Source organism: Agromyces sp. GL_144 (assembly GCF_057834305.1).
Genome location: NZ_CM174399.1, coordinates 2,136,113 through 2,150,763, shown reverse-complemented (window position 1 = coordinate 2,150,763; position 14,651 = coordinate 2,136,113). Strand labels below are relative to the sequence as shown.

Annotated in this window: 13 protein-coding genes; 2 read left to right on the top strand and 11 right to left on the bottom strand. The window is 70.5% G+C overall.

The annotated features are described in order from the left end of the window. Window positions 1-3: 3 nt before the first annotated feature. From AC3IPY_RS09675 to rplU, 6 genes are all read right to left on the bottom strand, one after another. Window positions 4-231: a hypothetical protein gene (locus tag AC3IPY_RS09675; RefSeq protein ID WP_489184086.1), complete on the bottom strand. Its 228-nt coding sequence runs from the start codon at window positions 229-231 to the stop codon at window positions 4-6. A gap of 51 nt (window positions 232-282) precedes the next feature. Continuing rightward, complete coding sequence (locus AC3IPY_RS09670) at window positions 283-1,551, bottom strand: glutamate-5-semialdehyde dehydrogenase (protein ID WP_489184085.1); 1,269 nt, start codon at window positions 1,549-1,551, stop codon at window positions 283-285. A gap of 9 nt (window positions 1,552-1,560) precedes the next feature. Continuing rightward, window positions 1,561-2,379: a glutamate 5-kinase gene (proB, locus tag AC3IPY_RS09665; protein WP_489184084.1), complete on the bottom strand. Its 819-nt coding sequence runs from the start codon at window positions 2,377-2,379 to the stop codon at window positions 1,561-1,563. Continuing rightward, complete coding sequence (gene obgE, locus AC3IPY_RS09660) at window positions 2,376-3,938, bottom strand: GTPase ObgE (RefSeq protein WP_489184083.1); 1,563 nt, start codon at window positions 3,936-3,938, stop codon at window positions 2,376-2,378. The genes proB and obgE overlap by 4 nt, the downstream gene beginning before the upstream one ends. A gap of 72 nt (window positions 3,939-4,010) precedes the next feature. Beyond that, entirely contained in the window at window positions 4,011-4,268 is a 258-nt protein-coding gene (gene rpmA / locus AC3IPY_RS09655) for a 50S ribosomal protein L27 (RefSeq protein WP_156997855.1), read from the bottom strand. A gap of 28 nt (window positions 4,269-4,296) precedes the next feature. Continuing rightward, a complete protein-coding gene (rplU, locus tag AC3IPY_RS09650; protein ID WP_156997854.1) occupies window positions 4,297-4,605 on the bottom strand; it encodes a 50S ribosomal protein L21 in 309 nt (102 codons plus the stop codon). Between the two features lie 251 nt (window positions 4,606-4,856). On the opposite strand from rplU, the gene AC3IPY_RS09645 reads away from it, so the two are divergent. Next, on the top strand, window positions 4,857-5,147 hold the full coding sequence (locus AC3IPY_RS09645) for a DUF4031 domain-containing protein (protein ID WP_489184082.1): 291 nt from the start codon (window positions 4,857-4,859) through the stop codon (window positions 5,145-5,147). 28 nt (window positions 5,148-5,175) lie between these two features. On the opposite strand, the gene AC3IPY_RS09640 is transcribed toward AC3IPY_RS09645, so the two are convergent. Continuing rightward, the gene (locus AC3IPY_RS09640) at window positions 5,176-7,950 is read right to left on the bottom strand and encodes an Rne/Rng family ribonuclease (RefSeq protein WP_489184081.1); all 2,775 of its coding nucleotides are present in this window, start codon (window positions 7,948-7,950) and stop codon (window positions 5,176-5,178) included. Between the two features lie 275 nt (window positions 7,951-8,225). Here AC3IPY_RS09640 and AC3IPY_RS09635 point away from each other — a divergent pair, with 275 nt between their 5' ends. Then, complete coding sequence (locus AC3IPY_RS09635) at window positions 8,226-8,852, top strand: vitamin K epoxide reductase family protein (RefSeq protein WP_489184080.1); 627 nt, start codon at window positions 8,226-8,228, stop codon at window positions 8,850-8,852. 98 nt (window positions 8,853-8,950) lie between these two features. Here the strand turns inward: AC3IPY_RS09635 and ndk are convergent, their stop codons facing one another. Genes ndk through ileS form a run of 4 tightly spaced genes read right to left on the bottom strand, consistent with a single transcriptional unit; the run spans window position 8,951 to window position 14,506 of the window. Next, window positions 8,951-9,373, bottom strand: a complete 423-nt coding sequence (gene ndk, locus AC3IPY_RS09630) for a nucleoside-diphosphate kinase (protein WP_157413817.1) — start codon at window positions 9,371-9,373, stop codon at window positions 8,951-8,953. After that, window positions 9,370-9,807, bottom strand: a complete 438-nt coding sequence (locus AC3IPY_RS09625; RefSeq protein WP_489184079.1) for a DUF4233 domain-containing protein — start codon at window positions 9,805-9,807, stop codon at window positions 9,370-9,372. Before AC3IPY_RS09625 ends, ndk begins: the two co-directional genes overlap by 4 nt. Then, complete coding sequence (locus AC3IPY_RS09620; protein ID WP_489184078.1) at window positions 9,804-11,201, bottom strand: bifunctional folylpolyglutamate synthase/dihydrofolate synthase; 1,398 nt, start codon at window positions 11,199-11,201, stop codon at window positions 9,804-9,806. Before AC3IPY_RS09620 ends, AC3IPY_RS09625 begins: the two co-directional genes overlap by 4 nt. Further along, entirely contained in the window at window positions 11,198-14,506 is a 3,309-nt protein-coding gene (gene ileS, locus AC3IPY_RS09615; protein WP_489184077.1) for an isoleucine--tRNA ligase, read from the bottom strand. The genes AC3IPY_RS09620 and ileS overlap by 4 nt, the downstream gene beginning before the upstream one ends. Window positions 14,507-14,651 lie beyond the last annotated feature (145 nt).

The following is a 14,651-nucleotide window of genomic DNA, read 5'->3' as shown; positions in this document are numbered from 1 at the left end:
GGCTCAGTGGCCGCCGTGCTCGCCGTGCTCGGCTCCGTGGCGGGCGGCGAACGCCTCGGCCTTGGCCCGGTGACGGTTGGCGACGTCGCGGTAGGACGCGGTGACGAACGCGAGCACCGCGAAGATGCAGATGGTGACGAGCCCGTAGACCCACGACTCCATGGGCAGCTCGCGCGCGTTCACCGACTCGGATGCCAGGATGCCGGTCAGGACCGTGCTGGAGAGGCTCATTCGCCGATTCCTTTCGAAGACTTCAGTGGTGCTCGAGACAGTCTAGCGATGTCAGGCGCGCACGTGACCGGCGCCGCGCACGATCCACTTCGTGCTCGTGAGCTCGGGCAGTCCCATGGGGCCGCGGGCGTGCAGCTTCTGCGTCGAGATACCGACCTCGGCACCGAAGCCGAACTCCGCGCCGTCCGTGAACCTCGTCGAGGCATTGACCATGACCGCGGCCGAATCGACCTCGTTGAGGAAGCGCTCGGCGTTGGCGAGGTCGTTCGTGACGATCGATTCGGTGTGCCTGGTCGAGAAGGTCCGGATGTGCGCCAGCGCGTCGTCGATGGAGTCGACGACCGCGACCGAGAGGTCGAGGCTCATGTGCTCGGTCGCGAAGTCCTCATCGGTCACGGGCAGGGCGTCGGGCCTGATGGCCCGCACCCGCTCGTCGGCGTGGATGGTGACTCCGGATGCCTCGAGCCGGTCGAGTACCGCGGGCAGGACGCGGTCGACGGCGTCACGGTGCACGAGCAGCGTCTCGAGGGCGTTGCAGACACTGGGGCGCTGCACCTTGGCGTTGTGGACGAGGGCGACCGCCCACTGCTCGGGCGCGCTCGCGTCGAGGAACATGTGCACGACCCCGGCACCCGTCTCGATGACGGGCACGCGCGCCTCGTCGACGACGGCGCGGATGAGCCCGGCGCTCCCCCGTGGAATGAGCACGTCGACGTAGTCGCGTGCCTGCATCAGGTGGCGTGCGCCCGCGCGCCCGTAGTCGTCGACCGTCTGCACGGCCCCCGCCGGGAGACCGACGGCGTCGAGCGCGCCGCGAAGCACGTCGACGAGCACGCGATTCGTCTGCTCGGCGGCCGTGCCGCCGCGGAGGACCACGGCGTTGCCGCTCTTCAGGGCGAGCACGGCGATGTCGATCGTGACGTTCGGGCGAGCCTCGTAGATGGCCCCGACCACGCCGAGCGGCACCCGGATCTGGTCGATGCGCACCCCGCTCGGCAGCGTGCGGCCGGTCAGGGTCTCGCCGACGGGGTCGGTGAGCGAGATGACGTCGAGCACGGCGTCGGCGAGGGCGTCGATGCGGCGCTCGTCGAGTGCGAGCCGGTCGAGCAGGCCCGTCGTGAGTCCGGCTTCGCGGCCGGCGTCGAGGTCGAGTCGGTTCGCCGTGATGACCTCGGTCGCCCGGGCGCGGAGGTCGCCGGCGATGCGCTCGAGCGCGGCATCCTTCTCGGCCGTCGTCGCGCGTGCGAGACGGTACGACGCCTCTTTCGCCGCGGCGAGCCGGGCGTCGATCACGGTGGGGTCGAAGTCGGGCTGCTCCATGGCCTCAGCCTAGGCGAGCGCCGCCTCTGCCGGGTTCGTATGACGCTCGGGGGCGGCATCGAACCAGGTGCCGATCGAGGCGCCGCTCAGGGCCTCGGCGACGAGCGGCGTCGCCGTGATGAGCACGGCTGCGCCGGCCGCGGCGGCGATGCGCGCCGCGGACACCTTCGTCTCCGCTCCCCCGGTGCCGACGCCCGCGCGACCGACCGAACCGATCTCGACGCCGGTCAGCTCGTCGCCGAAGGGCACATGGGCGATGCGCTCCGCGCCCTCGAGGTGGGGCGGCTTCGTGTAGAGCGCGTCGACGTCGGAGAGCAGCACGAGCAGGTCGGCACCGATCAACTCGGCGACGAGCGCCGCGAGCCGGTCGTTGTCGCCGAACCGGATCTCGTGCGTGGCGACGGTGTCGTTCTCGTTGACGATGGGCAGGATGCGCAGCGAGAGCAGTCGGTCCATCGCGCGCTGCGCGTTCGAACGCGGCGTCGCGTTCTCGAGGTCACCGGCCGTCAGCAGCACCTGGCCTGCAATGATCGAGAACCGGTCGAGGCTCGTCTGGTAGCGCCACATCAGCACGTTCTGCCCCACCGCGGCGGCGGCCTGCTGGGTCGCGAGGTCGTCGGGGCGTCCGTCGAGGTCGAGGAACGGAATGGCGGTCGCGATTGCCCCCGATGAGACGAGCACGAGCTCGGTGCCGCGGCCGTGAACGGCGGCGAGGGCGTCGACGAGCGGGCCGATCTGCGCGGCGTTGTCGCCGCTGATCGAGGAGGATCCGACCTTCACGACGATGCGCTTCGCGGCGACGATGTCATCGCGGCTGCGCACGGTCATCGCTCGCCCTCGGCCTCCGCCGGCGCGTCGGCCGGTGCCGGCTCTTCGCCGGATTCGTCATCGGACCACATGCCGGCCTCGCGCTCGCGATCGAGTTCGGCGCGGGCCTCGGCCTTCGCGTCCATGCGATCGTGGTACTCGCTGCGGCGCTCGGCACGCGTCTGGCGACGATTCTCGTCGAGGCGCACGTCGGTGCCGCGCGGCGCGGTGATGAGCTCGGCCGTGGAGGTGAGCGTGGGCTCCCAGTCGAACACGACGCCGGTTCCGGGGCCGATGACCACGGTGGAGCCGGCGACGGCGCCGGCGCGCACGAGGGCGTCTTCCACCCCGAGGCGCGCGAGGCGGTCGGCGAGGAAGCCGACGGCCTCGTCGTTGGCGAAGTCGGTCTGCTGCACCCAGCGCTCGGGCTTGCCGCCCAGGATGCGATAGATGGTGCCGTAGCTGCCGCCCTCGGCCTTGACGACGTAGTCGGCCTCGTTGACGGCCTTCGGGCGGATGACGATGCGGGGGCCCGCCTCGATCGCCGCGGCGGCGGCGGCCTTGCGCTCCTCGTCGACGAGCGAGCCGAGGGCGAAGCCGAGCTGTCGGAGGCCTTCGTGGCTGACGGTGGAGATCTCGAAGACCCGGAACCCGCGCGCCTCGAGCTCGGGCTTGACGAGCTCGGCGAGGTCGCGTGCCTCTGGCACGTCGATCTTGTTGAGCGCGATGAGCTGCGGGCGCTCGAGCAGCGGCGTCTGCCCATCGGGCACGGGGTACGCGGCGAGTTCGCCGAGGATGACGTCGAGGTCGCTCAGCGGGTCGCGGCCGGGCTCGAGCGTCGCGCAGTCGAGCACGTGCAGCAGCGCCGAGCAGCGCTCGACGTGCCGGAGGAACTCGAGCCCGAGGCCCTTGCCCTCGCTCGCGCCCTCGATGAGGCCGGGCACGTCGGCGACGGTGAAGCGGTGGTCGCCCGCCTCGACGACCCCGAGATTCGGGTGCAGCGTGGTGAACGGGTAGTCGGCGATCTTCGGCCGCGCCGCGGACATGGCCGCGATCAGGCTCGACTTGCCGGCGGACGGGTAGCCCACGAGCGCGACGTCGGCGATGGACTTCAGCTCGAGCTTGACCTCGCCCTCGTAGCCGAGGGTGCCGAGCAGCGCGAAGCCGGGGGCCTTGCGCTTGGTGGAGGCGAGCGCGGCGTTGCCGAGGCCCCCCTGACCGCCGGGCGCGACGACGTAGCGCATGCCCGGTTCGGTGAGGTCGATGAGCTCGGTGCCGTCGGCGTCCTTGACGACCGTGCCGACCGGCACCGGCAGCTCGAGCGGCTCGCCGGCGGCGCCTGAGCGGTTGTCGCCCATGCCGGGCTGCCCGTTGCCGGAGCTGCGGTGCGGGCGGCCGTGGTACGCGAGCAGCGTGGTGACCTGCGGATCGGCGACGAGCGTGATGTCGCCGCCGCTCCCTCCGTTGCCGCCATCGGGGCCTGCGAGCGGCTTGAACTTCTCGCGGCGCACCGAGACGCACCCGTTGCCCCCGTGCCCGGCGCGCACGAACAGCGTCACCTCGTCGACGAAGCTGACCATGCGCCCTGCCCTTCTCTTCTGAAAACACGTGAGGGCGAGCCGAAGCCCGCCCTCACGAAACCTGTCGGTCGGCTATTCGCCGGCCGCCACGATGTTGACCACCTTGCGGCCGCCCTTGGTGCCGAACTGCACCGAGCCGGCCTCGAGCGCGAACAGCGTGTCGTCGCCACCGCGACCGACACCCGCACCCGGGTGGAAGTGGGTGCCGCGCTGGCGGACGATGATCTCGCCCGCGCTGACGACCTGGCCGCCGAAGCGCTTCACGCCGAGGCGCTGCGCGTTCGAGTCACGACCGTTGCGAGTGGAGCTCGCTCCCTTTTTGTGTGCCATGTCTGATTCTCCTTGCGAGCCGCTGCTGCTACTTGATGCCGGTGACCTTGACGCGCGTGAGCTCCTGACGGTGGCCCTGGCGCTTCTTGTAGCCGGTCTTGTTCTTGAACTTCTGGATCACGATCTTGGGACCGCGGAGGTCGTTGAGGACCTCGGCCGTGACCGTGACCTTCGCGAGCGACTTGGCGTCGGAGGTGATGTTCTCGCCGTCGACGAGGAGGACCGGGACCAGCTGGACGTTGCCGTCCTTGTCGGCCTTGATGCGGTCCATCGTCACGATGGTGCCGACTTCGACCTTCTCCTGCCGACCGCCGGCGCGCACTACTGCGTAAACCACTACTCGTACCTATCTCTGGGGAACCACGGGGATTCCGACTGTCTGATGGGGTGTCACTGCGCGGGACCCCAGCGGGAAGGAGGGTCGTCACTGCCAGAAAACGATGGTGCAGGCGATTCTCGACATGAGGAGCCTGCAGTGGGCACACCGGGATAAGCGGCGGCACCAACGGTCGAGTTTACCGGATGGACCTGAGTGGGTCAAACGCGGGCCGTCGGCGCGTCGCGAACCGCGCGGCCTAGGATCGTGCCATGACCGTGCTCATCGACACGCCGCTCTGGCCGAAGCACGGCACGGTGTGGTCGCACCTCGTGAGCGACGAGTCGATCGCCGAGCTCCGGGCGTTCGCCGATCGTGCCGGCCTGCCGGTCAGGGCGTTCGACCTCGACCACTACGACGTGCCCGTCGAACGCTACGACGAACTCGTCTCCGCGGGCGCCGTTGCGGTCTCCCCGCGCGAACTCGTGCGCCGGCTCGCCGCGAGCGGCCTGCGCATCACGCCGCGCGAGCGACGCGAACGCAGAGGGGGCTCGACCGACTGACGTCGGGCGAGCCCCTCCGCCGTCGAACTCAGTCGACGGATGCCTCGTGATCGGCGTCGTTCGCATCGCCTTCGCCGGCGCGGGTGATCACGGGCGCCCCGCTCGTGGGCGACAGCGCCGCGGTCGACACGCGACGGCTGCGCGAGCGGCCCTCTCCGGCCTTCTTCGGCGCCGGGAGCGCATCGAGCACCGAGTCGAGCAGGTCCGCGGTCGCGGCCGGCTCGGGTCGGTTGCGCGGCGTGGTCACGATCGGGAGGTCGAGGATCGCGGCGACCTCGGGCAGCGTCTCGACCGGCTCCTCGTCAACGGTGTCCGTCGCTTCGGTCGCGTCGGCCGTGGCGGCAGGGCCGTCGGATGCCTCGACCACGGCGGCCTCCGCTGCGACGGCCTGCGCCGACGAGGACTCGTCGGTCGCGGCATCCGTCGTCGGCTCCTCGGCCTGGGACGACTCGGACACGACGGCCGTGACCTCGGCGCCGGGCGCGGTCGCCTGCTCGCGCGAGGCGCGTCGGCCGCGGCCGCGGCGACGACCGGGGCGCGTGCCCTGCTCCTCGGCGGGCTTCTCGCCCGGCTCGGGTGCCGTCACCGCGGTCGCGTCGGCGGATGCCGGGTCGTCGCGGTGCTCGGTGTGCGGAATCGTCGAGGCGGCGATCTGCGCGAGCGCGTGCTTGACGTCTTCGGTGATCGCGTGAGTGCCGGTGTGCGTGCTCGGTTCGGCGACCGCCCGCTGCTGCTGCGTCGCACCGGACGGGTTGCCGCCGCGCCCGCTGCGGCGACGCTCGGGCTGCTGCTGCGGCGCTCGGTGCTTCAGCACGGGCTCGTGGTGCACGATGATGCCGCGGCCGGCGCAGACCTCGCACGGCTCGCTGAAGGTCTCGAGCAGGCCGAGTCCGAGCTTCTTGCGGGTCATCTGCACGAGGCCGAGCGAGGTGACCTCGGCGACCTGGTGCTTCGTGCGGTCGCGTGAGAGGCACTCGATGAGCCGGCGCAGCACGAGGTCGCGGTTGGACTCGAGCACCATGTCGATGAAGTCGACCACGATGATGCCGCCGATGTCGCGCAGGCGCAGCTGGCGCACGATCTCCTCGGCCGCCTCGAGGTTGTTCTTCGTGACGGTCTCTTCGAGGTTGCCGCCGGATCCGACGAACTTGCCGGTGTTGACGTCGACGACGGTCATCGCCTCGGTGCGGTCGATGACGAGCGAACCGCCTGAGGGCAGGAAGACCTTGCGGTCGAGCGCCTTCTCGATCTGTTCGCTGATGCGGAACTCGTCGAAGGAGTCGCGCTCGCCCGTGTAGGCCTCGATGCGCTCGAGCAGGTCGGGCGCGACGGCGCGGAGGTAGCGCTCGATCGTGCCGCGCGCCTCGTCGCCCTCGATGATCATCTTCTGGAAGTCTTCATTGAAGACGTCGCGCACGATCTTGATGAGCAGGTCGGGCTCGGAGTGCAGCAGCGCAGGCGCCTGCACCTTCTCGAGCTGGGTCGAGATGTCGGCCCACTGCGCGATGAGGCGGTTCACGTCGAGCGTGAGCTGTTCCTCGGTCGCGCCCTCGGCCGCGGTGCGCACGATGACGCCCTGATTCTCGGGCAGCACCTCTTTGAGGATCTTCTTCAGGCGCGCGCGCTCGGTGTCTGGGAGCTTGCGGCTGATGCCGTTCATCGAGCCGTTCGGCACGTACACGAGGTAGCGGCCGGGCAGCGAGACCTGGCTGGTCAGGCGTGCGCCCTTGTGGCCCACGGGGTCTTTCGTGACCTGCACGAGCACCCGGTCGCCGGGCTTGAGCGCGAGCTCGATGCGGCGCGGCTGGTTCTTCTCGCCGTTCTCGGCGGCGGCGTCCCAGTCGACCTCGCCCGAGTAGAGCACGGCGTTGCGGCCGCGGCCGATGTCGACGAACGCGGCCTCCATGCTCGGCAGCACGTTCTGCACGCGGCCGAGGTAGACGTTGCCGATGAGCGACGCGTCTTGATTGCGCGCGACGTAGTGCTCGACGAGCACGCCGTCTTCGAGCACGCCGATCTGGATGCGGCCGCCCTTCTCGCGCACGATCATCGAGCGGTCGACGGACTCGCGCCTGGCGAGGAACTCCGACTCGGTGATGATGGTGCGGCGACGGCCGGCGTCGCGGCCGTCGCGTCGACGCTGCTTCTTGGCCTCGAGGCGCGTGGAGCCCTTGACCCGCTGCGGCTCGGTGATGAGCTCGGGCTCGCGCGGCGTGCGCACCTTGACGACGGTGTTCGCGGGCTGGTCGCCGCTCGTGCGCGGCTCCTCGCCGCTGCGGCGACGCGTGCGCCGGCGGATGCTCGAGGCCTCATCGTCGCCCCGGCCGCCGCGGTCGCCGTCGCGCTCACGGTCGCCCCGGTCGCCGCGCTCCTGGTGCGCCGGCTCGTCGGGCACCACGAGCACGGGCGGCGCGTGGAAGATCAGCGACGTCGTCGTGAGGTTCGACGGGATCGGCGAGACGGGTGCCTCGTCGGTCTCTTCGGCGACGTCGGCACCGCCGTCGGATGCCGCGACGTGGCGCCCGTGGTGGGCGTCATCGGTCGCCGGCTCGGCCGGGGCGGTGGCCTCCGTCGCGGCCGACGCCTGCGGTTGCGCCGTCTCATCGGCTGGACTCGTGCCGAAGGGCGCGGCATCCGTCACCGGATCGGCGGGAGCCGCCTCGACGGCCTCCTCGACCTGGGTCGGAGGCGACTGCTGCGCACCTCGACCGCGCCCACGGCGACCGCCGAAGAGGCCGCCACGCCGCTTGGGCGCGCCTTTCGAATCGGGTCGGTTGTTCTGGTTCTCGTTGCCTTCCACCATCTCTGGTGCACTCCTACGCCGGTCGGGATGGCCGCGCCACCCTCTCCGTACTCTCTCGAGCGATTCTGCGTGGTACGCAGGACCGCCAATTCTCACCTACTGCGACCGGCAGGTTTGCCTTGTCGCCACGTCTTGCGGTGTGCTCACCGCCCATTCGGGTGCGGTGCACCCGTGAAGCCTTCGTTGGCGTCGTATCCGGGCGCGGCCCGGTCGACTTCCTCGATTATCGCACGACCGGCGAGGAACCCGCCGATTCCCCATGCCAGAATCGAGACATGTCGGATGCCCCAGCACGTCCGAGGCCCATCGGCCTCGCCATCTCGCTCATCGTCCTCGGCGCGCTCGGCCTGCTGGCCGCATGGGATCTGTCGCTCGAGAAGGTGCTCACGCTGCAGGATTCGACGCATGTGCCGAGCTGCAACGTCGGCGTGCTCGTGGGCTGCAGCACGAACCTCGCGTCCTGGCAGGGTGCGGTCTTCGGGTTCCCGAACCCGTTCCTCGGCCTGATGGCGTGGCCCATCGTGATCACCATCGGCGTGGCGCTGCTCGCCGGCGCGACGTTCGCACGCTGGTTCTGGGCCGGCTTCAACATCGGCGTCGCCGGGGCGCTCGTGTTCGTCGGTTGGCTGATCTACCAGAGCATCTACGTGCTCGACGTGCTCTGCCCCTGGTGCATGCTCACCTGGGCCGTGACCATTCCGCTGTTCTGGATCGTCACCCTGCACGACCTGCGATCCGGACATATTCCCGCGTCGGCACGTGTCCGCCGGCTCGCGGCGGCCTGGTACGGCTGGATCCCGCTCATCACGGTCGTCTGCTACGCCGTGGTCATCCTGCTCGCGCAGGCCCAGATGAACGCGATCCCCCGCGTCATGCTCGACCTCCAGAACCTCTGGCGCTGACGCCTTCGTCGGTCGAGTGGCGAAGCGTATCGAGACCCGATCGAACGGGTCTCGCTACGCGCGCTCCTGCGTCGCTCGCTACTCGACCGACGGGAGCGTCAGGCGAACCAGAGCGCCAGCTCGCGGTCGGCCGACTCGACCGAGTCGGAGCCGTGCACCAGGTTCTGCTGCACCTTGAGACCCCAGTCGCGGCCGAAGTCGCCGCGGATGGTGCCGGGTGCCGCCGTCGTGGGATCGGTCGTGCCGGCGAGCGAGCGGAAGCCCTCGATCACGCGGTTGCCGGCGACGCGGATCGCGACGACCGGGCCCGACTCCATGAACTCCACGAGCGGCTCGTAGAATGGCTTTCCCTCGTGCTCGGCGTAGTGCTTCGCGAGGAGCTCGCGGTCGGCCTGCACCAGGCGGATGTCGACCAGCGAGTACCCCTTGGCCTCGATGCGGCGCAGGATCTCGCCCGTGAGGTTGCGGGCGACGCCGTCGGGCTTGACGAGCACGAGGGTCTCTTCGATTGCGGTGGTCATTCCTGTTCCTTTCGGTAGGCGGCGAGGGCAGCCGCCTTCTCTCGGTCGATGCGTTCGCCCACGATCATGCAGTAGGCCCAGATGCCCCCGAAGAGGGCACCGATGAAGAACATCGCGGGGTTGATGAAGCCGGCGGCGACGATCAGCACCTGCACCGCCCAGCCGAGCGCGTACGCCCAGCGGAAGCGGAGCAGGCCGATGGTCGCGATCATGAGCACGATGACGATGCCGCCCGCGACGAGTGCGGACCACCTCGGCAGTCCGAACGCCCCGCCGTCTTCGGGAGTGAGGCCCCAGATCATGAGCGCCCCGAGGAAGACCACGATGAGCTCGAAGCCGAGCAGGATCGACGCGAGGCTCGCCCGCACCGATCGGGGCGGCGGGGCGGCGGCGGGAGTGCCGGATGCGGCGGCGGCGTCGGGTGCGTCGGTCATCGTGCGCTCCAGCCGCGATCGGCGGCGATGCGCATGGCCTCGCCCGCGAGCAGCACCGAGCCCGTGACGATGACGGCGCGCTTCTCGCCCTCGCCGGCCCACGCCCGCGCCTCGTCGAGCGCGTCGTCGAGGCGCGGTGCGATCGAGACCAGGTCGGCGCCGACCTTGCCCGCGACGAGTTCGGCGAGCTCAGAGGCATCCGTCGCCCGGTCGGACTCGGGAACGGTCACCACGTAGCGCGCGTCGAGGTCGAGCAGGGCGTCGAGGATGCCGGCGGCGTCCTTGTCTCCGAGCACGCCGATGACGATCGCGACCTCGTCGAAGTCGAACGCCTCGCCGAGCGCGACGACCAGCGACCGGGCGCCGTGCGGGTTGTGCGCGGCATCGACGAGCACCGTGGGTTCGGCGCCGATGATCTGCAGGCGCCCGGGCGAGGTGACGGAGCCGAGTCCCTGCTCGACGACCTCGTCGGCCAGTCGCACGCTGCCCGCGCCGATGAACGCCTCGACGGCGGCGACCGCGACGGCGGCGTTCTGCGCCTGGTGGCTGCCGAACAGCGGCAGCGCGACGTCGTGGTACTCCCCCGCCAGCCCGCGGATCGAGACGAGCTGACCGCCGACCGCGACCTTCGTGCTCAGCACGGCGAACGCGTCGTCCTCGACGGCGAGCGTCGACTCGGTGAGGTCCGCGGCGTTCTCGAGCACCTGCAGGACCTCGTCGTGCTGGCGCGCCGAGACGACGGATGCCGCGGGCTTGATGATGCCCGACTTCGTGCGGGCGATCGTGACGATGTCGTCGCCCAGCCGGCTCTGGTGGTCGAGATCCACGGGGGTGATCACGGCGACCTGGCCGTCGGCGACGTTCGTGGAATCCCACTCGCCGCCCATGCCGACCTCGAGCACCATGACGTCGACCGGGGCATCGGCGAAGCACGCGAACGCCAGGGCCGTGAAGGCCTCGAAGAAGGTCAGCGGCGCCTCGCCCGCGCCCTCGAGTTCGGCGTCGACGATCGCGATGAACGGCTCGATCTCGAACCAGTTGCGGGCGACCGCCTCGTCGCTGATCGACGCGCCGTCGATGCGGATGCGCTCGGTGAAGCGTTCGAGGTGCGGGCTCGTGAGCAGGCCGGTGCGCAGGCCGGACGCCCGGAGCAGGCTCTCGATCATGCGGCTCGTCGACGTCTTGCCGTTCGTGCCCGTGAGGTGGATCACGGGCGCCGAGTGGTGCGGGTCGCCGAGCAGTTCGACGGCGCGCCGGGTGGGCGCGAGCCGCGGACGCGGGGAGCCCTCGCCCACGCGCGCCACGAGGGTCGCGTAGACCTCGTCGGCGGCGTCGCGGGCCTCGGCCTCGGCCGCGTCGAAGTCGTCGGGGGTTGCGTCGGGGGCGTCGGTCATGCCTGCTCCAATCCGATGTGCACGCGGGTGCCGCCGGCGAGCGGCTGGGTCGCCTTCGCCGTCTCGGCGTCGAGCTCGCGGACCTCGAGCGAGGTCGCCAGCGTCTCGCCGGTGATGAGGTCGCGGTGCCGCTCTGCGGCCGCAAGGGAGTCGGCGTCGAGCGCGAGCGTCAGGGCGATGCGGTCGCCGACCTCGAGCCCCGCGCCCTTGCGCGCCTCCTGCACGGCCCGCACGAGGTCGCGGGCGACGCCCTCGGCCTCGAGCTCGGGCGTGGTCTCGGTGTCGAGGATGGCGAAGCCGCCGTCGGCCAGCAGCGCGAGCGCGCGCGAACCACCGCCGGCCCCCCCGGCCTCGAGCACGAGGTCGTACTCGCCGGGCTCGAGGGCGATGCCGCCCGCGACGACCGTGTCGCCGTCGAGGCTCCACTCGCCCGATCGTGCGGCCTGGATCGCCTGCTGCACGGTCTTGCCGAGACGGGGACCGGCAGCGCGGGCGTTGACGCTCAGCCGCTTGGTGACGCCGTAGGTCTCGGCACTCGCGGCGTCGAGCTCGACCAGGTCGACGGACTTGACGTTGAGCTCGTCGCGGAGGATGCCCTCGAACGGGGCGAGCGCCGCGGAATCGGTCGTCACGACCGTGAGCGACGCGAGCGGCAGTCGCACGCGACGCCCCGCCTGCTTGCGGAGCGCGAGCACGGAGCCGCTGATCTCGCGCACGGCGTCCATGGCGGCGACGAGCGGCTCGTCGGCCGGGAACTGCGAGGCGTCGGGCCAGTCGGTCAGGTGCACGCTGCGCCCGCCGGTGAGCCCGCGCCAGACCTGCTCGGTCGTGAGCGGGAGAAGCGGCGCCGCGAGCCTGGTGAAGGTCTCGAGCACGGTGTAGAGCGTGTCGAAGGCCTCGCCGCCGGCGCCGTCTTCGGCGACGCCCGCCCAGAACCGGTCGCGCGATCGCCGCACGTACCAGTTGGTGAGCACGTCGGCGAAGTCGCGCAGCTTGGCCGCGGCCAACGTCGAGTCGAGGTGCTCGAGGTCGTCGGTCACGTCATCGACGAGGTCGCGGAGCTTGGCGAAGAGGTAGCGGTCGAGCACGTCGGTCGAATCGGTGCGAGCGGATGCCTCGTACCCGCTCGCGCGCGCCGTGTTGGCGTAGAGCGAGAAGAAGTACCAGGTGCTCCAGAGCGGCAGCATGACCTGCCGAACGCCCTCGCGGATGCCCTCCTCGGTGACGATGAGGTTGCCGCCCCGCAGCACCGGGCTCGCCATGAGGAACCAGCGCATGGCGTCGGCGCCGTCGCGGTCGAAGACCTCGGACACGTCGGGGTAGTTGCGCAGCGACTTCGACATCTTCTGGCCGTCGTTGCCGAGCACGATGCCGTGGCTGATGACGTTCTTGTACGCGGGCCGGTCGAAGAGCGCGGTCGAGAGCACGTGCATCACGTAGAACCATCCGCGGGTCTGCCCGATGTACTCGACGATGAAGTCGGCCGGGTGATGCGTGTCGAACCACTCGCGGTTCTCGAACGGGTAGTGCACCTGCGCGAACGGCATCGAGCCGGAGTCGAACCAGACGTCGAGCACGTCGGGGATGCGGCGCATGGTCGACCGGCCGGTGGGGTCGTCGGGGTTCGGGCGCGTGAGGTCGTCGATGTACGGACGGTGCAGGTCGGGCTCGCCCGCGCCGTTCAGTGGCAGGCGGCCGAAGTCGCGCTCGAGCTCCTCGAGCGAGCCGTAGACGTCGACGCGCGGGTACTCGGGGTCGTCGCTCTTCCAGACCGGGATCGGCGAGCCGAAGTAGCGATTGCGGCTGACCGACCAGTCGCGCGCGCCGGCCACCCACTTGCCGAACTGCCCGTCCTTCACGTTCTCGGGCACCCAGGAGATCTCTTGATTCAACTCGCCCATGCGATCGCGGAACTCGGGCACGCGGATGAACCAGCTCGAGACGGCCTTGTAGATGAGCGGGTTGCGGCAGCGCCAGCAGTGCGGATACGAGTGCTCGTAGCTCGCCTGGCGGAGCAGGCGCCCCTCGGCCTTCAGCAGTTGGGTGAGCGGCTTGTTCGCGTCGCTCCAGAGCAGCCCCGCGACATCCGTCACCTCGGGCTTGAACTTTCCGCCCTCGTCGAGCGAGAGGATCACGGGGATGCCCGCGGCCTCGCCGATCTTCTGGTCTTCTTCACCGTAGGCGGGTGCCTGGTGCACGATGCCGGTGCCGTCTTCGGTCGTGACGTAGTCGGCCACGAGGATCTGCCAGGCGTTCGCCACGTCGTAGGCCTCGACGTCGGCGTAGTAGTCGAACAGGCGGTCGTACGTGACGCCCTCGAGGTCGGCACCGCGCACGGTGCGGGAGACCGCGGCGCGCGCGTCGTCGGCCGACTCGTACCCGAGGTCTTTCGCGTAGCCGCCCAGCAGGTCGATCGCGATGAGGTACTCGCCGCCGAGGACCTCGGTGTCGGATGCCGCGCCGCCGGCCCTCTCGCGGAGCACCGTCGCGTCGGGCGTGCCGTTCGGGCCAGCCGGCACGACCGCGTACTCGATGTCGGGGCCGACCGCGAGGGCGAAGTTCGTGGGCAGGGTCCAGGGCGTCGTCGTCCAGGCGAGCGCGCGCACGGCGGTCAGTCCGAGCGACTCGGCCTTCGCGCCCGTGAGCGGGAAGGTCACCGTGACGGTCTGGTCCTGACGCATCTTGTAGACGTCGTCGTCCATGCGCAGCTCGTGGTTGGACAGGGGCGTCTGGTCGCGCCAGCAGTACGGCAGCACGCGGTGGCCCTCGTAGGCCAGCCCCTTCTCGTGCAGCTGCCTGAAGGCCCAGATGACCGACTCCATGTAGGTGGTGTCGAGCGTCTTGTAGTCGTTCTCGAAGTCGACCCAGCGCGCCATGCGCGTGACGTACTCCTGCCACTCCTTCGTGTACCGCAGCACCGACGAGCGTGCGGCCTCGTTGAAGGCGGCGATGCCCATCTGCTCGATCTGCACCTTGTCGGTGATGCCGAGCTGGCGCTCGGCCTCGAGCTCGGCGGGCAGGCCGTGGGTGTCCCACCCGAAGCGGCGGTGTACCTGCTTGCCGCGCATCGTCTGGAACCGCGGGAAGACGTCTTTCGCGTACCCCGTGAGGAGGTGCCCGTAGTGCGGGAGGCCGTTCGCGAACGGCGGGCCGTCGTAGAACACCCACTCGGGCGAGCCCTCGCGCTGGTCGATCGACGCCTGGAAGGTGCCGTCGGCGTTCCAGTAGGCGAGCACCTGCTCTTCGCCTGCGGGGAAGTCGGGCGACGGCGCGACGCCGTGCTCGTCGGGGGTGCGCGGGTACACGCGGGCTCCTTCGATCAACGGATGCTTCCGCGAGGACGCCGGGGCTCTTCGAGCCGCCGCCGCGGTACCACCTCGCTTGCCGCGCCCGAACGCGCGACCTCTCTTGCACGGCTGTGACGGGCCGGCCCGTTCGGTTCTACTGGCG